Annotated in this window: 19 protein-coding genes; 5 read left to right on the top strand and 14 right to left on the bottom strand. The window is 72.4% G+C overall.

Features of this window, described 5'->3' with window-relative positions; translation table 11 throughout:
- Positions 1-9: 9 nt before the first annotated feature.
- Entirely contained in the window at positions 10-405 is a 396-nt protein-coding gene (gene hisI, locus ABZY13_RS24865; RefSeq protein WP_356634358.1) for a phosphoribosyl-AMP cyclohydrolase, read from the bottom strand.
- 82 nt (positions 406-487) lie between these two features.
- On the opposite strand from hisI, the gene ABZY13_RS24860 reads away from it, so the two are divergent.
- On the top strand, positions 488-1,123 hold the full coding sequence (locus ABZY13_RS24860; RefSeq protein ID WP_356634356.1) for a TIGR03085 family metal-binding protein: 636 nt from the start codon (positions 488-490) through the stop codon (positions 1,121-1,123).
- Positions 1,124-1,136: 13 nt separating this feature from the next.
- Here ABZY13_RS24860 and hisF read toward each other — a convergent pair whose 3' ends face one another.
- Genes hisF through hisD form a run of 8 tightly spaced genes read right to left on the bottom strand, consistent with a single transcriptional unit; the run spans position 1,137 to position 6,858 of the window.
- A complete protein-coding gene (gene hisF / locus ABZY13_RS24855; protein ID WP_356634354.1) occupies positions 1,137-1,892 on the bottom strand; it encodes an imidazole glycerol phosphate synthase subunit HisF in 756 nt (251 codons plus the stop codon).
- Positions 1,889-2,293 (bottom strand): RidA family protein, encoded by a 405-nt coding sequence (locus ABZY13_RS24850; protein WP_356634351.1) that lies wholly within the window; start codon positions 2,291-2,293, stop codon positions 1,889-1,891. The genes hisF and ABZY13_RS24850 overlap by 4 nt, the downstream gene beginning before the upstream one ends.
- A complete protein-coding gene (gene priA / locus ABZY13_RS24845; protein WP_356634349.1) occupies positions 2,290-3,015 on the bottom strand; it encodes a bifunctional 1-(5-phosphoribosyl)-5-((5-phosphoribosylamino)methylideneamino)imidazole-4-carboxamide isomerase/phosphoribosylanthranilate isomerase PriA in 726 nt (241 codons plus the stop codon). The genes ABZY13_RS24850 and priA overlap by 4 nt, the downstream gene beginning before the upstream one ends.
- Before the next feature lie 4 nt (positions 3,016-3,019).
- Positions 3,020-3,670, bottom strand: a complete 651-nt coding sequence (hisH, locus tag ABZY13_RS24840; RefSeq protein WP_356634347.1) for an imidazole glycerol phosphate synthase subunit HisH — start codon at positions 3,668-3,670, stop codon at positions 3,020-3,022.
- Positions 3,661-3,825 (bottom strand): hypothetical protein, encoded by a 165-nt coding sequence (locus ABZY13_RS24835; protein ID WP_356634345.1) that lies wholly within the window; start codon positions 3,823-3,825, stop codon positions 3,661-3,663. Before ABZY13_RS24835 ends, hisH begins: the two co-directional genes overlap by 10 nt.
- On the bottom strand, positions 3,822-4,415 hold the full coding sequence (gene hisB, locus ABZY13_RS24830; RefSeq protein ID WP_356634343.1) for an imidazoleglycerol-phosphate dehydratase HisB: 594 nt from the start codon (positions 4,413-4,415) through the stop codon (positions 3,822-3,824). Before hisB ends, ABZY13_RS24835 begins: the two co-directional genes overlap by 4 nt.
- Positions 4,412-5,518: a histidinol-phosphate transaminase gene (locus tag ABZY13_RS24825; protein WP_356634404.1), complete on the bottom strand. Its 1,107-nt coding sequence runs from the start codon at positions 5,516-5,518 to the stop codon at positions 4,412-4,414. The genes hisB and ABZY13_RS24825 overlap by 4 nt, the downstream gene beginning before the upstream one ends.
- Before the next feature lie 14 nt (positions 5,519-5,532).
- Positions 5,533-6,858: a histidinol dehydrogenase gene (gene hisD, locus ABZY13_RS24820; RefSeq protein ID WP_356634341.1), complete on the bottom strand. Its 1,326-nt coding sequence runs from the start codon at positions 6,856-6,858 to the stop codon at positions 5,533-5,535.
- 195 nt (positions 6,859-7,053) lie between these two features.
- Between hisD and ABZY13_RS24815 the strand changes: the two genes are divergently transcribed.
- Genes ABZY13_RS24815 through ybaK form a run of 3 tightly spaced genes read left to right on the top strand, consistent with a single transcriptional unit; the run spans position 7,054 to position 9,951 of the window.
- Complete coding sequence (locus ABZY13_RS24815; protein WP_356634339.1) at positions 7,054-8,634, top strand: oxidoreductase; 1,581 nt, start codon at positions 7,054-7,056, stop codon at positions 8,632-8,634.
- Between the two features lie 59 nt (positions 8,635-8,693).
- Positions 8,694-9,434, top strand: a complete 741-nt coding sequence (locus ABZY13_RS24810) for an LON peptidase substrate-binding domain-containing protein (RefSeq protein WP_356634337.1) — start codon at positions 8,694-8,696, stop codon at positions 9,432-9,434.
- A gap of 16 nt (positions 9,435-9,450) precedes the next feature.
- Positions 9,451-9,951: a Cys-tRNA(Pro) deacylase gene (gene ybaK / locus ABZY13_RS24805; RefSeq protein WP_356634335.1), complete on the top strand. Its 501-nt coding sequence runs from the start codon at positions 9,451-9,453 to the stop codon at positions 9,949-9,951.
- Between the two features lie 174 nt (positions 9,952-10,125).
- Here the strand turns inward: ybaK and ABZY13_RS24800 are convergent, their stop codons facing one another.
- The 4 genes from ABZY13_RS24800 to ABZY13_RS24785 all read right to left on the bottom strand — a co-directional run bounded on the left by ABZY13_RS24800 (position 10,126) and on the right by ABZY13_RS24785 (position 14,653).
- Positions 10,126-10,779 carry an AAA family ATPase gene (locus ABZY13_RS24800; RefSeq protein ID WP_356634333.1) on the bottom strand — a complete coding sequence of 218 codons (654 nt, stop codon included), beginning with the start codon at positions 10,777-10,779 and terminating at the stop codon, positions 10,126-10,128.
- A 34-nt stretch (positions 10,780-10,813) separates the two neighbouring features.
- A complete protein-coding gene (locus ABZY13_RS24795; RefSeq protein WP_356634331.1) occupies positions 10,814-11,635 on the bottom strand; it encodes an ABC transporter permease in 822 nt (273 codons plus the stop codon).
- Between the two features lie 121 nt (positions 11,636-11,756).
- Positions 11,757-12,731: an ABC transporter ATP-binding protein gene (locus ABZY13_RS24790; RefSeq protein WP_356634402.1), complete on the bottom strand. Its 975-nt coding sequence runs from the start codon at positions 12,729-12,731 to the stop codon at positions 11,757-11,759.
- A gap of 692 nt (positions 12,732-13,423) precedes the next feature.
- Positions 13,424-14,653, bottom strand: a complete 1,230-nt coding sequence (locus ABZY13_RS24785; RefSeq protein ID WP_356634329.1) for an NYN domain-containing protein — start codon at positions 14,651-14,653, stop codon at positions 13,424-13,426.
- Positions 14,654-14,874: 221 nt separating this feature from the next.
- Between ABZY13_RS24785 and ABZY13_RS24780 the strand changes: the two genes are divergently transcribed.
- Positions 14,875-15,039 carry a hypothetical protein gene (locus tag ABZY13_RS24780; protein WP_356634327.1) on the top strand — a complete coding sequence of 55 codons (165 nt, stop codon included), beginning with the start codon at positions 14,875-14,877 and terminating at the stop codon, positions 15,037-15,039.
- Between the two features lie 145 nt (positions 15,040-15,184).
- Here ABZY13_RS24780 and dnaE read toward each other — a convergent pair whose 3' ends face one another.
- On the bottom strand, positions 15,185-18,724 hold the full coding sequence (gene dnaE, locus ABZY13_RS24775) for a DNA polymerase III subunit alpha (protein ID WP_356634325.1): 3,540 nt from the start codon (positions 18,722-18,724) through the stop codon (positions 15,185-15,187).
- Positions 18,725-18,753: the final 29 nt, after the last annotated feature.

Below are 18,753 nucleotides of genomic sequence, written 5' to 3'. Positions count from 1 at the left end.
CGGCCGACCTTATCGATCCCGGGCCGGCGCGCCGGCGTCCGAGGCGTCCTCGATCAGCACGTCCTCGTCGAAGCAGGTGCGCGCGCCCGTGTGGCAGGCGGCGCCCACCTGGTCGACCTTGACCAGCACGGTGTCGGCGTCGCAGTCGAGGGCGACGGACTTCACCCACTGGAAGTGCCCGGAGGTGTCGCCCTTGACCCAGTACTCCTGCCGGCTGCGCGACCAGTAGGTGCAGCGGCCCGTGGTGAGCGTGCGGTGCAGGGCCTCGTCGTCCATCCAGCCCAGCATCAGCACCTCGCCGGTGTCGTACTGCTGGGCGATGGCGGGCAGGAGGCCGTCCGCGCTGCGTCTGAGGCGCGCGGCGATCTCCGGGTCGAGGCTGCTGGGCGGCGGCGTGCTGGTCATGGGGCCATTGTGCCGCCTCCCACCGGCAGTGACGGCACGTCGTCCACTGTCCGGACCCGCGGGGCGGCCGTAGGCTGACGGCATGTCGACTTTCGCCAAGCGTGAACGGCTTCTGCTCGCCGACCTGCTGGAGACCGCCGGTCCCGAGGCGCCGACCCTGTGCGAGGGCTGGCGGACCCGGGACCTGGCCGCGCACGTCGTGGTGCGCGAGCGCCGCCCGGACGCCGCCGGCGGCATCCTGATCAAGCAGCTCGCTCCGCGCCTGGAGAAGGCGATGGAGGAGTTCGCCGCGAAGCCGTACGAGGAGCTGATCCGGCTCGTCCGCACCGGGCCGCCGCGCTTCTCGCCCTTCTCGCTCAAACAGATCGACGAGATGTCCAACACCGTCGAGTTCTACGTCCACGCCGAGGACGTGCGCCGGGCCCAGCCCGACTGGACGGCCCGCCCGCTGGACCCGGTCTTCCAGGACGCCCTGTGGACCCGGCTGGAGCGCACCTCCCGGCTGATGGGCCGCAGCGCGCCGACGGGTCTGGTGCTGCGCCGCCCGGACGGCCGGACGGCGGTCGCGCACCGGGGCACGCCGGTCGTGACGGTGACCGGCGAGCCGTCGGAGCTGCTGCTGTTCCTGCACGGCCGGATGAGCGCCGCCAAGGTCGACGTGGACGGCGAGCAGGAGGCGATCGAGCGGCTGCGGGCGGGCAGGCAGCTGGGCCTGTGAGGCCCGCGCGGGGTCAGCGCACCGGGTGGCCGGCCGCGCGGAGGGTGTCCTTGACCTCGCCGATGCGCAGGTCGCCGAAGTGGAACACGGAGGCGGCGAGGACCGCGTCGGCGCCCGCCTCGATGGCGGGCGGGAAGTGGGCGAGCGCGCCGGCCCCGCCGGAGGCGATCACCGGGACGGTGACGTGCTTGCGGACGGCCGCGATCATCTCCAGGTCGTAGCCGTCCTTGGTGCCGTCGGCGTCCATGGAGTTGAGCAGGATCTCGCCCGCGCCCAGCTCCGCGGCCCGGTGCGCCCACTCGACGGCGTCGATGCCGGTGCCCCGGCGACCTCCGTGCGTGGTGACCTCGAAGGAGCCGGACTCGGTGCGGCGGGCGTCCACGGACAGCACCAGCACCTGGCGCCCGAACCGTTCGGCGATCTCGCGGATCAGGTCGGGGCGGGCGATGGCGGCGGTGTTGACGCCCACCTTGTCGGCGCCGGCCCGCAGCAGCTTGTCGACGTCCTCGGCGGCCCGCACGCCCCCGCCGACGGTGAGCGGGATGAACACCTGCTCGGCGGTGCGGCGCACCACGTCGTACGTGGTCTCCCGGTCGCCCGAGGACGCGGTGATGTCGAGGAAGGTCAGCTCGTCGGCGCCCTCGGCGTCGTACACCTTGGCCATCTCGACGGGGTCGCCCGCGTCGCGCAGGTTCTGGAAGTTCACGCCCTTGACGACCCGGCCGTTGTCCACGTCCAGGCAGGGGATGACTCGGACCGCCAGGGTCATGAATCCACGGCTCCTCTGAATGCTTCTATTTCCACTTCGACCAGGATGCGCGGGTCGACGAAGCCCTCCACGACCAGCAGGGTGGAGACGGGCCGGACGGTGTCGAAGAACTCCTTGTGGGCCCGGCCCACGTCCTCGACGTCCCGCGCATGGGTCAGGTACATCCGCGTGCGGATCACGGACTCGACGCCGAGCCCGAACTCGCCGAGCGCCTCGACGGCGCCGGCGAAGGCGGTCTTCGCCTGTTCGTAGGGGTCGCCCTCCCCGTGGAGCACGCTGCCCTTGAAGGACGTGGTGCCCCCCACCAGCACGCGGTCGCCCGCCGCGACGGCGCGCGCGAAACCGAAACTCTCTTCCCAGGGACTTCCGCTCTGCACACGCCGCACGGCATCGGACGTCATCGCGACACAGCCTCCAAGGCCTCTTCCAGGGTGAACGCCTTCGCGTACAGCGCCTTCCCGACGATGGAGCCCTCGACACCGAGGGGCACCAGTTCGGCGATGGCGCGCAGGTCGTCCAGGGAGGACACCCCGCCGGAGGCCACGACCGGCCGGTCGGTGGCGGCGCAGACGTTCCGCAGCAGCTCCAGGTTGGGGCCCTGCAGGGTGCCGTCCTTGGCGATGTCCGTGACCACGTACCGCGCGCAGCCCTCGTTGTCGAGGCGCTCCAGCGTCTCGTAGAGGTCGCCGCCGTCGCGGGTCCAGCCGCGGCCGCGCAGGGTGGTGCCGCGGACGTCGAGACCGACGGCGATCTCGTCGCCGTGCTCGGCGATGACCTTGGCGACCCACTCGGGGGTCTCCAGGGCGGCGGTGCCGAGGTTGACGCGGGTGCAGCCGGTGGCGAGGGCGGCGGCGAGGGTGTCGTCGTCGCGGATGCCGCCGGACAGCTCGACCTTGATGTCCATCGCGCCGGTGACCTCGGCGATCAGCTCGCGGTTGTCGCCGGTGCCGAAGGCGGCGTCCAGGTCCACCAGGTGCAGCCACTCGGCGCCCGCCCGCTGCCAGGCGAGGGCGGCCTCCAGGGGGGAGCCGTACGAGGTCTCCGTGCCGGACTCGCCGTGCACGAGGCGGACGGCCTGGCCGTCGCGGACGTCGACGGCGGGGAGCAGTTCGAGCTTGGCCATGTCTCTACAGGGTTCCGATCCAGTTGGTGAGCAGCTGCGCGCCGGCGTCGCCGGACTTCTCGGGGTGGAACTGCGTGGCCCACAGGGCGCCGTTCTCCACGGCGGCCACGAAGGGCTTGCCGTGGGTCGACCAGGTGACCCTGGGGGCGGTCATCGCCGGGTTGTGCGCCTCCAGCGTCCAGTCGTGGACGGCGTAGGAGTGGACGAAGTAGAAGCGCGCGTCCGCGTCCAGGCCGGCGAACAGCTCGGAGCCGGCCGGCGCGTCGACGGTGTTCCAGCCCATGTGGGGCACGATGTCGGCCTGGAGCGGTCCGACCGTGCCGGGCCACTCGTCCAGGCCCTCGGTCTCGACGCCGTGTTCGATGCCGCGCCCGAAGAGGATCTGCATGCCGACGCAGATGCCCATGACGGGGCGCCCGCCGGCGAGCCTGCGGTCCACGATCCAGTCGCCGCGGGCCTCCCTGAGCCCGCGCATGCAGGCGGCGAAGGCGCCGACGCCGGGGACGAGCAGGCCGTCGGCGTTCATGGCCCTGTCGAAGTCACGGGTTATCTCGACGTCGGCGCCCACGCGCGCGAGGGCGCGTTCGGCGGAGCGGACGTTGCCGAAGCCGTAGTCGAAGACGACGACCCGCTTGGTGTTGCCGGTCAATTCCACACCTCCAGCCGCAGGACGCCGGCGACGAGGCACATCGCGGCGCCGACGGAGAGCAGCACGATCAGGCCCTTGGGCATCTCCTGCTTGACGAAGGAGTAGACGCCGCCGAGGAAGAACAGCCCGACGACGATCAGCAGCGTCGACAGCCCGTTCACAGCGCGCCCTTCGTGGAGGGGAGGATGCCGGCCGCGCGCGGGTCGCGCTCCGAGGCGTAGCGCAGGGCCCGGGCGAGCGCCTTGAACTGGCACTCCACGATGTGGTGGGCGTTGCGCCCGTAGGGCACGTGCACGTGCAGCGCGATCTGGGCCTGGGCGACGAAGGACTCCAGGATGTGCCGGGTCATGGTGGTGTCGTACGCGCCGATCATCGGTGCCATGTTCTCCGGCTCGGTGTGCACGAGGTACGGCCGGCCGCTGAGGTCGACGGTGACCTGGGCGAGGGACTCGTCCAGGGGGACCGTGCAGTTGCCGAAGCGGTAGATCCCCACCTTGTCGCCGAGGGCCTGCTTGAAGGCGGCGCCGAGCGCGAGGGCGGTGTCCTCGATGGTGTGGTGGGAGTCGATGTGCAGGTCGCCCTCGGTCTTGACGGTGAGGTCGAACAGACCGTGCCGGCCGAGCTGGTCGAGCATGTGGTCGTAGAAGCCGACGCCGGTCGCCACGTCGACCTTGCCGGACCCGTCGAGGTCGATCTCGACCAGGACCGAGGTCTCCTTGGTGACTCGTTCCACGCGTCCCACGCGGCTCATGCGTTCATCTCCTTCTTCAGCTCACGGACCGCGTCGAGGAACGCGTCGTTCTCTTCGGGGGTTCCGGCGGTGACCCGCAGCCATCCGGGCACGCCGTTGTCCCGGACCAGGACGCCCCGGTCGAGGATCCTGCGCCACGCCTCGTGGGCGTCGGCGAAGCGGCCGAACTGCACGAAGTTGGCGTCCGAGGCCGTGACCTCGTAGCCGGTCGCGAGCAGTTCGCCCACCAGGCGGTCCCGTTCGGCCTTCAGCTGTTCCACGTATCCGAGCAGCGTGTCGGTGTGCTCCAGGGCGGCCAGCGCGGTCGCCTGGGTGACGGCCGACAGGTGGTAGGGCAGCCGGACCAGCTGGACGGCGTCGACGACGGCCGGGTGCGCGGCGAGGTAGCCCAGGCGCAGGCCCGCCGCGCCGAACGCCTTGGACATGGTGCGGGAGATCACCAGGTGCGGGCGGCCCTCCATCAGCGGCAGCAGCGAGTCGCCGTGGCTGAACTCGACGTACGCCTCGTCCGCGATCACCATCGACGGCTTGGCGGCCTGCGCGGCCTCGTAGAGCGCGATCACCGTCTCGGGCGGCACGGCGGTGCCGGTCGGGTTGTTCGGGGTGGTGACGAAGACGACGTCCGGCCGGTGCTCGGCGATGGCCTTCTCGGCCGCCGCGAGGTCGATCGTGAAGTCGTCGTTGCGGGGTCCGGAGATCCAGCCGGTGCCGGTGCCGCGCGCGATGAGGCCGTGCATCGAGTACGACGGCTCGAAGCCGATCGCGGTGCGGCCGGGTCCGCCGAAGGTCTGCAGCAGCTGCTGGATGACCTCGTTGGAGCCGTTCGCCGCCCAGACGTTGGCGAGGCCGACCGGATGGCCGGTGGTGTCGGTCAGGTACGCGGCGAGGCGGGTGCGCAGCTCGACCGCGTCCCGGTCCGGGTAGCGGTTGAGGTGGCGGGCCGCCTCGCGCACCCGCTCGGCGATCCGCTCGACGAGCGGCTCGGGCAGCGGGTAGGGGTTCTCGTTGGTGTTCAGCCGTACCGGCACGTCCAGCTGGGGCGCGCCGTAGGGGGACTTGCCGCGCAGCTCGTCGCGGACGGGGAGCTCGTCCCACGGGGACATGGGGATGTTGGCGGTCACTTGCCCTCGGGAACCTTCCAGTCGAACCTCGCCTTGATCGCCGCGCCGTGCGCGGGCAGGTCCTCCGCCTCGGCCAGCGTCACGACGTGGTGCGCGACCTCGGCGAGCGCCTCCCGCGTGTAGTCCACGATGTGGATGCCGCGCAGGAAGGACTGGACGGACAGGCCGGAGGAGTGGCAGGCGCAGCCGCCGGTGGGCAGGACGTGGTTGGAGCCGGCCGCGTAGTCGCCGAGCGAGACGGGGGCCCAGGGGCCGATGAAGATCGCGCCGGCGTTCTTCACCCGGTCGGCGACGGCCGCCGCGTCGGCGGTCATGATCTCCAGGTGCTCGGCGCCGTAGGCGTCGACCACCCGCAGCCCTTCCTCGACGCCGTCGACCAGGACGATGGCGGACTGCCGGCCCGCCAGGGCCGGGACGATCCGGTCGTCGACGTGCTTGGTGGCCGCGACCTGCGGCTCCAGCTCCTTCTCGACGGCGTCCGCCAGTCCGGGCGAGTCGGTGACCAGCACGGCGGCGGCCAGCGGGTCGTGCTCGGCCTGGCTGATCAGGTCGGCGGCGACGTGCACCGGGTCGGCGGTGGCGTCGGCCAGCACCGCGATCTCGGTGGGGCCGGCCTCGGCGTCGATGCCGATCCGGCCGGTGAAGTAGCGCTTCGCGGCGGCGACCCAGATGTTGCCGGGGCCGGTGACCATGTTGGCGGGCGGGCAGGACTCGGTGCCGTACGCGAACATCGCGACGGCGGTGGCGCCGCCCGCGGCGTACACCTCGTCCACGCCGAGCAGGGCGCAGGCGGCGAGGATCGTCGGGTGCGGGAGCCCGCCGAACTCGGCCTGGGCCGGGGAGGCGAGCGCCACCGAACCGACGCCGGCCTCCTGGGCGGGCACGACGTTCATGATCACGGAGGACGGGTAGACCGACCGGCCGCCGGGCGCGTACAGCCCGACCCGCTCGACGGGGACCCACTTCTCGGTCACGGAGCCGCCGGGCACGACCTGGGTGGTGTGGGTCGTACGGCGCTGTGCGCGGTGGACGAGGCGGGCGCGGCGGATGGACTCCTCCAGGGCCGCGCGCACGGCCGGGTCCAGTTCCTCCAGGGCGCGCTCCAGCGCCGCGGCCGGGACCCGCACCTGGTCGAGCGTGACGCCGTCGAACTTCTCGGCGAAGTCGATCAGCGCCGCGTCGCCCCGATGATGCACGGCCTCGCAGATCGGCCGCACCTTCTCCAGGGCGGCCGCAACGTCGAAGTCGGCTCGGGGCAGCAGGTCGCGCAGGGCGGGACCCTCCGGGAGGGCGTCGCCGCGCAGATCGATTCGGGAGATCACGCCCTCAATTCTCGCAGACCCGGCAGGGGCGTCGTCCGCGTGTCCCAATGGCTGATACGAGACTCCGCTCACGCGGGGTGACCGTCACCCAAAGAGATGGTCACGTTGAGTGTTCAAGGCGTCACCGAACGGGCATGAACAGCTGTACGAGGGAAGTGAGGCGCGTGAGGAACGCGGGAGGAAGGAGGGACCATCGTGACCGACGGGGCCGGCGTCCGCGACGGGGAGCTGCCGGAGGGGCTGACCGCCGCGGAGGCCGGGATGTGGCAGGCGTTCCGCAACGGCACGGTGTACGACCTGCGCAGCGGTGACACCGAGGAGGACGACCCGCACGGGGCGCGCGAGTGGGACGACGGGCGGACCGTGCGGGCGCGCATCGTGTGCTGGCTGCTGCTGGACGGGCCGCCGGCGCTGGCGGGCCGGGTGTCCGCGCTGAAGCTGGTGGGCGTGCGGGTCAGCGGCACGCTGGATCTGGCGGGCGGCACGGTCGTGCCGTACGTGGAGCTGCACGACTGCCGTTTCGAGCGGGAGGTGCTGCTGCCGGAGACCCAGTTCAAGACCGTGCGGCTGGTGAACTGCTCGGTGCCGCGGCTGGAGGCGGCGCGGATGCACACCGAGGGCGATCTGCACCTGCCGCGCTGCCGGTTCCACGCCGGGATCCGGCTGACCGACGCGCAGATAGGCACCGACCTGCTGCTCAACCAGGCCGTGGTGTACCGGGACCGCAACGGGCGGGCGATCGCGGCGGACGGCATCGGCGTCGGGCAGGACCTGCAGTCCGAGATGCTGGAGGCGCACGGCGAGGTGAGCCTGCGCAGTGCGACGGTCGGCGGCTCGCTGAGCCTGCGCGGGGCGCGGCTGCTCAACCCGTACACGCGCCGCGCGCTCAACGCCCCGCAGCTGAGCGTCGGGCGCACGCTCTATCTGACGCCGGCCGGCATCGGCGGCCCGCAGCTGAGCGGGACCACTCCGGCGCAGGGCACCCGGGTGCAGAACTTCGAGTGCCAGGGCGGGGTGCGGCTGGACGACGGGCGGTTCGGGGACGCGGTGGACTTCGACGGCGCGCGTTTCGTCCTGACCGACGAGCAGGAGCTGTCGCTGCGCCGGGTGCAGGTGCCGGAGCTGCGGTTCCTCGGGGAGCGGCCGAAGCGGGGCTCGGTCGTGCTGTCCGGGGCGCGGGTGGGCAACCTGGTCGACCGGGCGAGCAGCTGGCCGGCGCCGGGCGGTCTGCACATGCCCGGCTTCGCCTACGACACGCTCGTGCCGCGCGGCCCCTTCTCGCTGGCCGAGCGCCTGCGGTGGGTGGCCGCGGCGACCGCCGAGTACAACCCGGAGCCGTACGAGCGGCTGGCCGCGGTGCTGCGGGCGTGCGGCGAGGACGAGGACGCCCGCGAGGTGCTGCTCGCCAAGCAGCGGCGGCGCCGCGAGACGCTGCCGCCGGCCGCGAAGCTCTGGGGGTACGCCCAGGACTGGACGGTGGCCTACGGGTACCGGCCGGGGCGGGCCGCGGTGTGGATGGCGGTGCTGTGGGCGGCGGGGTCGCTGGCGTTCGCGTCGGCGGGGCGGCCGGAGACGGGCGGGCGGGACGGCCACCCCCCGTGGAATCCGGCGCTGTTCGCCCTGGACCTGCTGCTTCCGGTGATCGAGCTGGGGCAGACCGGGTTCTGGCATCTGAGCGGCGGCTGGCAGTGGCTGGCGGCTGCGATGATCCTGCTGGGCTGGGTCCTGGCGACGACGGTCGCGGCGGGCGCGACCCGGCTGCTGCGGCGCAGCTGAGGGGCCGGGCGGGGGCGGGGCGGACGCGCGCGCCGCGCCGACCATTAGGCTCTTGCGTCGTGACCACCGTCCGGCTGCCGCTCTTCCCCCTGAACTCGGTGCTGTTCCCGGGACTCGTCCTCCCGCTGAACGTCTTCGAGGAGCGCTATCGCGCGATGATGCGCGCCCTGTCGAAGACGCCGGAGGACGAGCCGCGGCGTTTCGCCGTCGTGGCGATCCGCGACGGACACGAGGTGGCGGCGACCGCGCCCGGCATGCCCGACCCGACGGCCCGGCCCGAACGGGGTCCCGCGGCCGGTTTCGGCGCCGATCCGGTGAAGGCGTTCCACGGCGTGGGCTGCGTGGCCGACGCGGCGACGATCCGGGAGCGGGCGGACGGCACGTTCGAGGTGCTGGCGACGGGCACGACCCGGGTGCGGCTGCTGTCGGTGGACGCGTCGGGGCCGTATCTGACGGCGGAGCTGGAGGAACTGGAGGAGGACCCCGGCGACGAGGCGGGGGCGCTGGCCGAGGGGGTGCTGCGGGCCTTCCGGCAGTACCAGAAGCGGCTGGCGGGGGCGCGGGAGCGGTCGCTGACGACGGGTGCGGAGCTGCCGGACGAGCCGTCGGTGGTGTCGTACCTGGTGGCGGCGGCGATGATGCTGGACACGCCCACCAAGCAGCGGCTGCTGCAGGCGCCGGACACCGCCTCGCGGCTGCGCGACGAGCTGAGGCTGCTGCGCTCGGAGACGGCGATCATCCGTACCCTGCCGTCACTGCCCGCGCCGGACCTGACGCGGAACCCTACGAGCCTCAACTGAACCTGGTGACGAGCGGATGGCGAAGAAGTCCAAGAAGCAGCAGTCCGGCGGCACGCCCGCGACGGTGGCGCTGACCGCGGCGGGGGTGGAGCACACGATCCACTCCTACGACCACGACCCGGCCCACCCCTCCTACGGCGAGGAGGCGGCCGAGGCGATGGGCGTGTCCCCCGACCGGGTGTTCAAGACGCTGGTGGCGGACGTGGACGGCGCCCTGACGGTGGCGGTGGTGCCGGTGGCCGGCTCCCTGGACCTGAAGGCCCTGGCGTCTGCGGTGGGCGGCAAGCGCGCGACCATGGCCGACCCGGCCCTCGCGGAGCGCACGACCGGCTATGTGCGCGGCGGCATCTCCCCGCTGGGCCAGCGCAAGAAGCTCCCCACGGTCCTGGACGCCTCGGCGGGCGCCCACGCCACCATCTGCGTCTCGGCGGGCCGCCGCGGCCTGGAGGTGGAGCTGTCTCCGTCGGCCCTGGCCGAACTGACGGACGCGACCGTGGCCCCGATCGGCCGCCCCTGACGCCCCGACCGTTCCGGCCCGCTGCCGCGCCCGGAGGGGAGCGACCGGGCCGCGCCGGCCCCGCGGCTGGCGGCTGCTTGCGGCTGCTTGCGGCTGCTTGCGGCTGCCTGGGGAGCCGGTCGTGCAGGTGGAGGGTTGCTTCGGGCCGGTCGTAGGGCAGGAGGCTGCTTCCGGCTACTTCGGGGGCGGGCCGTAGGGAAGGGGTCCCACGGGGTCCGGCTCCCGGGACGTGAACAGGGCCATCAGGCCCAGGTGGGTCAGCAGGGCCGCCATGGGCCAGGCCAGCAGGGCGCCCTTGGCCGAGAGCTTGAGGGGCGCGGAGAACGCCGTTCCCCGGCCGACCTCCTTCGCGTGGGCCAGCACGTCCTCGGCGGGCCCCAGCCAGACGCCCACTCGCCAGGCGACCAGCGAGCCCAGCAGGCCGCCGACGGCCAGCGCGACCACGCCCGGCACTCCCCCGCGCCGGCGCAGCAGGAACACGGCCACCGCGCTGACGGCGCCGAAGGCCAGAGCGAGCAGGGTGAACGTTCCGTCGACGCCGATCGACTGCTCGCCCTCGGTGTCCTTGAGGTACACCACCCAGCCGCCGTCCACGACGTCGCCGACCAGCGGGACGCGGGGCGCGAGCAGGTTCCACAGCAGGCCGAGCACCAGCCCGGCGAGGGCGACGGCCACCGTGATCAGCACGGCCTCGCGCACCTCGGCGCCTATCCCGGCGCCGTCGTCCACGGCCGGGACCGGGGGCGCCGCGTCGGCGGGCGAAGGCGACCACGGCTGGTGCGAGGACGGTTCGTGCGGCTGTGGAGGCGGCGTCAACGGTGCTGTCACCCTGACATCGTGCCAGGCCCGCCCGCCCGGCGCGTCACCGGACGGCAGCCCGCCGGTACGCCAGGGTGGCCACGGCCAGCGAGATCATCCCGACCCCGGCGCACACCGCGAGGTTCCCCGCGACCAGCGCCCAGTCCGGCTCGGCGGCGAAGGTCCGGGCGTACGCCTCGACGCCGTACGTCGACGGCAGAAGCTCCCGCACCAGGCGGACGATCCCCGGCATCCGGTCGGGCGGCAGCACACCCAGCAGCAGCGCCCCCGACATGCCCAGCTGCCCGAGCAGCGTGGCCAGCTCGGGACGCGGCGCGAGCAGCCCGCACGCCGCGCCGAGCCCGGCGAGCGCGGCCCCGGCCAGCGGGATCACCGCCAGCAGCACCCACAGATGGGTCAGCGGCAGCCCGAACAGCAGGCACCCGAAGACGGCCGTGACGATCGTCCCCGGCACGGTGAACGACGCGTAGGCCCCGGCCGCCCCCAGCACCACCGCCGCGGGCGGCACCGGCAGCGTGGCGTAGTGGTCGAGCCCTCCGGTGGCCCTGAGCTGCCCGAAGTACTGCGCGAGCAGGTTCAGCGCGACGAAGGCGACGACCACCACCGAGGAGCCGGCCACCACGAACCGCGCCTCGCCCGCGCCGTCCACCACGCCGCGCATCATGATCATGATGCCGACGGACTGGAAGGTGGCGACGAACAGCAGCGGTATGCGCGCGACCCGCGCCCGGGACAGCTGCGCCCGGTACACGGCCGCCAGCGACGGCCACAGCCGGGCCGCCGGGGCCAGTTCGGCCGCGCGCCGGGCGGGGCCCTCGACGGCCCGGGCACTGCCCGGCAGAGCCTCTGCGGGTACGACACTCACGTCGCGGTGCTCCCTCTCCCGGTGTCCACTGGGGCGGCCGTCCTGTTCCGTACGGGTACGGATGCCGCGGTCCCGCCGCTCAGGCGTGTTGCCTCGCGGGCCCGTGCCGCCGTGCGCGCGCTCACGCCTTCACCAGCCCCTGCCGGGCCGCCCCGCCCAGCGCCATGTACACGTCCTCCAGGCTGGGCGTGGTGAGCGTGAAGTCGTCCAGCGCGGCGAAGGCGGCCCCGCCGGTCACGGTGGAGACGACCGCGCGGGCCTCCTCGGGGGCCAGCCGCAGCGTCCAGCGGCGTCCCGACTCCTCCGCCCGGTCGCGCAGCGCGGCGACCTCGGGCACGTCCAGCGGCGCCCGTTCCCGCCACACCAGGTCGACCCGTACCTCGCCGGCGACCTGTTCCTTCAGTCCGGCCGGGGTGTCGCAGGCGATCACCCGGCCGCGGTCGAGGACGGCGACCCGGTCCAGGACCGTCTCGGCCTCGATGACGTTGTGGGTGACCAGCAGCACGGTCGTGCCGCGCTCGGCGCGCCGCCGGTCGACGGCCGACCACACCGCCCGCCGGGCCGCCGGGTCCATGGCGGCGGTCGGCTCGTCCAGCACCAGCAGCGGACGCTCCCCGACCAGCGCCGCCGCGAAGCAGGCCAGCCGCCGCTGCCCGCCGGACAGCTTCTTCAGGGGGCGCCCGGCGATCCCGGTCAGACCCAGCTCGTCGAGTACCTCGTCGCGCTCGGCGCGCGCCCTGCGTGCGTCCAGGCCGCGCAGCCGCCCGGTCGTCTCGGCCGCGAGCGACACCGTCAGCTCGTCCAGGGCCGTGGACTCCTGACCGAGGTAGGCGAGGATGCGCGAGGCGCGCTCAGGGTGGCGCACGATGTCGTGGCCGAGGATCTCGACGCTCCCGCCGTCGGGCCGCATCAGCCCGGTGATCTGCCGGACGAGGGTGGACTTGCCGGCCCCGTTGGGTCCGAGCAGCCCGAAGATCTCACCGCGCCGTACGTCGAGCCGTACGTCGTCGGTGGCACGCACCTCGGGAGTCCCCGGCGCGCCGCGCCGCGCGCGGACCGCCGGATAGGTCTTCGTCAGCCCGCGCACCGCACACACGACCTCCCCACCGGTCCCGAAGTCCTGTGCCATGCGCGTACTCACAAGGAACGAGACTACGGGGTCCCCGGCCCCCGCTCGCCCCGGGGGCGGCCCCCGGGGAGAATTCGGCCGCAACGCAGATCAATCACGGCAGCAGTGCACCGCGGCGTCCACCACCGCTCGACCACGGCTCCCCCGGGACTCGAGCGCCCCTCCGCCACCGCTCCACGACGGGCGGCGTGAGGCGGCCCGCCCGGGCCGTCGCGCCGCCGCGGGCGCGCTGTCGCGCACGGGCGGGGCCGCCACTTCTCCCCTCCGCCACGGCGGAACGGGGCCGCCCGCCCTCTCCGCGAGCCGCGAGGCGAGGGCGGGGCGGGGGCGGGGACGCGACAGTTCACGCCGTGGGACATGCCCTGCCGGACGGACGCAGGCCGCCACTCGGCCACGCGCGTTCCCAAGCCGCAGGCGCCGCCGGTCAGGCCCTCACGGCCTCGTGCTCCCCCGCAGGCCCCCGTGCACCGCCACCCCACGGCCACGTTGCCACCCCACCGCGGGGCGGGCCCGCCGCCACCCCCGGGACGCTTCCCCGCGGGCACAGACCGCCACTCGGGCGCCGCCGGCGCGCTCCGGGCCACGGGTGCGGGCTTTCGACGCACGGGACCCGTACCGCGCCCCGCCCCGTACGCGCCCGCCGCGCGCCCGTGCTGCCGTCACTCCGCCGCAGGCGCCTGCTCCGCCGCCGTGCGGACGTCGACCTCGCGCCAGAAACCGGCCCGGATCGCGTACCGGTCGTGCTCGTCGATCTGGTCGTCCTTGTGGGCGAGCAGCCCGAAGCGGGCGGCGTAGCGCAGCAGTTCGCCGTCGATGCGGTGCGGAATGCGCGGGTACATTCCGGAGAGCCGCTGCAGATGGGTCTGGTCGCCGAGCCGGGACATCCACCGCCGAGCGAACACCTGCCCGACCTCGTAGGGGTCGCCGCCGACGGTGGTGATGTCCTCCTCGCGGTCCGCCCAGCGCTGCTCGGCCGTGGTCAGCTGGGCCAGCGTCGGCATGGAGGCGACCTCGGGCGGCTCGGCTGCGGCGCCGGGCCGGTCGACCCAGCCCTTGTCGGAGGACCAGCGCAGGGTCGCGGTCGGCGGCTGCCGGTCGGCGGGCTGGGCCTGGCTGCCGTGCGCGCGCAGGGCGGCCAGGTCCTTCGGGGTGGGCACGCCCTTGACGGTCGGCGGGCGCTCGGTGGAGCCGTTGTGCCCGGCGGCGGCCGGCGTCCGGTGCGGGCTCGGCTCGGTGGTCCGCTCGGGCGTGGTGGCGAGAGCGGACTCGGGCAGCGGCGCGGAGAGGATCGCCGCGATCTCGGGACGCGGCGCGGGCGGCGGCGCGCACACCCCGGTCAGCTCCTTGGCCCGTACGGCCTGAGTGATCCAGGCGCGGTCCAGCACCCGCCGTTCGTCGGCCTCGGCGACCAGGTCCTCGGACTGGTTGTAGTCGCCGTCGGCGGCCTGAACGGCCCACAGGTGCACGGCGACCCCGTGCTCCTTGGCGGCCATCATGCCCGGCAGCAGATCGCCGTCGCCGGTGACCAGCACGACGTCGGAGCAGGCGCGGTTGCGGGCCAGCTCGGTCAGCTCGGCGTGCATGGCGGCGTCGACGCCCTTCTGGTTCCAGCGGCCGTCGCTGCGGGTCAGGGCGCCGAGGCGGACCGTGACGCGGGGCATCACGCGCAGTCTTCGGTGCTCGGGCTGCGGGACGCGGTCGGGGGCGCCGTCGAACCAGTAGATGCGCAGCAGCGGCTGCCGCGTGTCGGACTCGGCGCGCTCGCGCAGCCCCTGGATGAGGGCGGCGTGGTCCACGGTGATCCGGGACCGTGAGGGTTCCCCGGCGAGGAGACTCGCCGCGGCCCCCAGCAGATACCCGGCGTCCACCAGGACGATGCAGCGGTCCACGCGATCCACCCTCTTTCCGGGAGGTTTGCTTCCGGCTTGCTTCGAGTCTGCCCGACCACGCGTGGGTTAACGGCCGGAACTGGATCTTCGGCGTGGCGTTTCGCGGTTTCGACCGGCCATGCCCCTTGTCACAGACGGTAATTATCCGACATGCGGTCCGTGTCGGGCTATGTGAATCTGGTCCCGGCCCTGGCCCCTAGATACCCCACAGGAGGCACCCCATGGCCAAGAACAAGAACCGTGACCGGAAGCAGCCGCGATCCGAGCGCGCCCGGCAGGATGCCCAGCCGTCCGTGATGGAGCCGCCCGCCGAGGAGCGCACCACACAGGTGACGCCGGGCGCCATGAGCCCCAAGGGCCGGCACAAGCGTTTCGGCCACAACTGAGCGGCCCGGGCTGATCGACCACGACGCGGTCGGCCGCACCCGGTCGGCCACATCCGATCGGTGGCGGACCGGGCCGCCGCGGTCCGGACGCACGACGAGGGGCGCACCCGCTGCCGGGGTGCGCCCCTCGTGTCACGACGGTCGCTCAGCCGGCCAGGCAGGACGGTCCCAGCAGCACCTTCAGATCGCCGAAGAGCGCCGGGTCCGGCTTGACCCGGTGCCGGTCCAGGCGCAGCACGGTCGTCCTGGTCGGGCCCTGGAGCTTGATCCGGACCTCGCTGTCGCCCTTGTGGTGGCTGAGGATCTCACCGAGACGGCTGACCATGGGCGGGGTGACCCGGGTGGCCGGGATGGTGAGGACGACGGGGGCGTTGGTCCCGGCCATGGACAGGTCGGGGACCATCAGCTCCATCGCGACCAGCCGCGGCACGTCCTCGCGCTTGTCGAGCCGGCCCTTGACGAACACCACGGCGTCCTCGACGAGCTGGGTGGACACCAGCTGGTAGGTCGCCGGGAAGAACATGCACTCGATGGAACCGGCGAGGTCCTCGACGGTGGCGATCGCCCAGGCGTTGCCCTGCTTGGTCATCTTGCGCTGGAGGCCGGAGATGATGCCGCCGATGGTGACGACCGCCCCGTCCGCGTGCTCGCCGCCGGTGAGCTGGGCGATGCCCGCGTCGGCCTTGTCGGACAGCACGTGCTCCAGGCCGAACAGCGGGTGGTCGGAGACGTACAGGCCGAGCATCTCGCGCTCCTGGGCGAGCAGGTACGTCTTCTCCCACTCGTCGGTGGAGAACTCCACGTCCAGCCCGAAGCCGGGCTCGCTGCCGGTGTCCTCGCCCATGCCGCCGAAGAGGTCGAACTGGCCCTCGGCCTCCTTGCGCTTGACCGCGACCACGTTGTCGATCATCGGCTCGTACTGCGCCGTCAGGCCCTTGCGGGTGTGGCCCATCGAGTCGAAGGCGCCGGCCTTGATCAGCGACTCCGTGGTGCGCTTGTTGCAGACGACCGCGTCGACCTTGTCGAGGTAGTCGGGGAAGGAGGCGTACTTCCCCTTCGCCTTGCGGCACTTGATGATCGACTCGACGACGTTCTGCCCGACGTTGCGGACCGCGGACAGGCCGAAGAGGATCACGTCGTCGCCCTGCGCGGCGAAGTTGGCCTCGGACTCGTTGACGTTCGGCGGCAGGACCCGGATGCCCATGCGGCGGCACTCGTTGAGGTAGATCGCCGACTTGTCCTTGTCGTCCTTGACGGACGTGAGCAGGGCGGCCATGTACTCGGCGGGGTGGTTCGCCTTGAGGTAGGCGGTCCAGTACGACACCAGTCCGTACGCCGCCGAGTGCGCCTTGTTGAAGGCGTAGCCGGCGAACGGCACCAGCACGTCCCACAGCGCCTGGACGGCCTCGTCGCTGTAGCCGTTCTTGCGGGCGCCGGCCTGGAAGATGACGAAGTTCTTCTCCAGTTCCTCGGGCTTCTTCTTGCCCATCACGCGGCGGAGGATGTCGGCCTCGCCGAGCGAGTAGCCCGCGATGATCTGGGCGGCCTTCTGCACCTGCTCCTGGTAGACGATCAGGCCGTAGGTGACGTCCAGGACCTCCTTGAGCGGCTCCTCCAGCTCGGGGTGGATCGGCGTGATCTCCTGCTGCCCGTTCTTGCGCAGCGCGTAGTTCGTGTGGGAGTTCATGCCCATCGGGCCCGGCCGGTACAGGGCCGACACGGCGGAGATGTCCTCGAAGTTGTCGGGCTTCATCAGCCGCAGCAGCGAGCGCATGGGGCCGCCGTCGAACTGGAAGACGCCGAGGGTGTCGCCGCGCTGCAGCAGTTCGAAGGTCGTGGGGTCGTCCAGGGGCAGCGACAGCAGGTCGATGTCGATGCCCTTGTTGGCCTTCACCATCTTGACGGCGTCGTCCATGATGGTGAGGTTGCGCAGGCCCAGGAAGTCCATCTTCAGCAGGCCGAGCGACTCGCAGCTCGGGTAGTCCCACTGGGTGATGGTGACGCCGTCGGTGTGCCGGACCCAGACGGGGACGTGGTCGGTGATGGTCTCGCTGGACATGATCACGCCGGCCGCGTGCACGCCCATCTGCCGGACCAGGCCCTCCACGCCCCGCGCGGTGTCGATGACCTTCTTCACGTCGGGCTCGTTCTCGTACATCGCCCGGATCTCGCCCGCCTCGGAGTAGCGGGGGTGGCTCGGGTCGGTGATGCCGGAGAGCGGGATGCCCTTGCCGAGGACGTCCGGCGGCATGGCCTTGGTCAGACGGTCGCCCATGGCGTACGGGTAGCCCAGCACGCGCGCGGAGTCCTTGATGGCGTTCTTCGCCTTGATGGTGCCGTACGTGCCGATCATGGCGACCTTGTCGGCGCCGTACTTCTCCGTGACGTACCGGATCACCTCGACGCGCCTGCGCTCGTCGAAGTCGATGTCGACGTCGGGCATGGAGATGCGCTCGGGGTTGAGGAACCGCTCGAAGATCAGGCCGTGCGGGATGGGGTCGAGGTCGGTGATGCCCATGGCGTAGGCGACGATCGAGCCGGCCGCGGAGCCCCGGCCGGGGCCGACCGCGATGCCCTGCTTCTTGGCCCACATGATGAAGTCGGCGACGACGAGGAAGTAGCCCGGGAAGCCCATCGAGATGATGACGTCCATCTCGTACTCGGCCTGCTTCCACCGGTCCTCGGGGATGCCGCCGGGGTAGCGGCGCTCCATGCCGCGGCGGACCTCCTCCTTGAACCAGGTGACCTCGGTGTGGCCCTCGGGGATGTCGAACTTGGGCATGAGGTCGCGCTTCTCGAACATGCCCGTGGTGTCGACCATCTCGGCGATCAGGAGCGTGTTGGCGCAGCCCTGCTGCCAGGCGTCCGAGGAGTCGATGGCGTACATCTCGTCCGTGGACTTCAGGTAGTAGCCGGTGCCGTCGAACTTGAAGCGGTCCGGGTCCGAGAGGTTCTTGCCGGTCTGGATGCACAGCAGCGCGTCGTGGGCGCCGGCCTCGTGCGCGTACGTGTAGTGGGAGTCGTTGGTGACCAGCGGGGGGATGCCGAGCTTGCGGCCGATCTCCAGCAGTCCGTCACGGACCCGGTGCTCGATGTCGATGCCGTGGTCCATCAGCTCCAGGAAGTACTTGTCCTTGCCGAAGATGTCCTGGTAGTCGGCGGCGGCCTTGAGGGCCTCGTCGAACTGGCCGAGGCGCAGCCTGGTCTGCACCTCGCCGGAGGGGCAGCCGGTGGAGGCGACGATGCCCTCGGACCACTGCGAGATGGTCTCCTTGTCCATCCGGGGCCACTTCTGCAGCCAGCCCTCGGCGTAGGCGTCCGAGGAGAGGCGGAAGAGGTTGTGCAGGCCGGTCTTGTTCACCGCCCACATCGTCTTGTGGGTGTAACCGCCGGAGCCGGAGACGTCGTCCCGCTTCTGGTGCGGCTGGCCCCAGAGGATCTTGCGCTTGTTGCGCCGGGACTCGGGGGCGACGTACGCCTCGATGCCGATGATCGGGGTGATGCCGGCCTTCTGCGCGGAGTGGAAGAAGTCGTAGGCGCCGTGCAGGTTGCCGTGGTCGGACATGGCGATGTGCGTCATGCCCATCTCGTTGCAGGCGTTGAACATGTCCTTCAGCCGCGCGGCACCGTCCAGCAGCGAGTACTGGGTGTGGACGTGCAGGTGCGTGAACGGCGGCTTTGACACGGTTTCGGCCTCCAGGGCAAACGGACGTC

The organism is Streptomyces sp. NPDC006610, from assembly GCF_040611575.1.
Taxonomy (GTDB): domain Bacteria; phylum Actinomycetota; class Actinomycetes; order Streptomycetales; family Streptomycetaceae; genus Streptomyces.
Note: the sequence above shows the minus strand (reverse complement) of the source record. Positions and strands in the feature narration are given on the sequence as shown.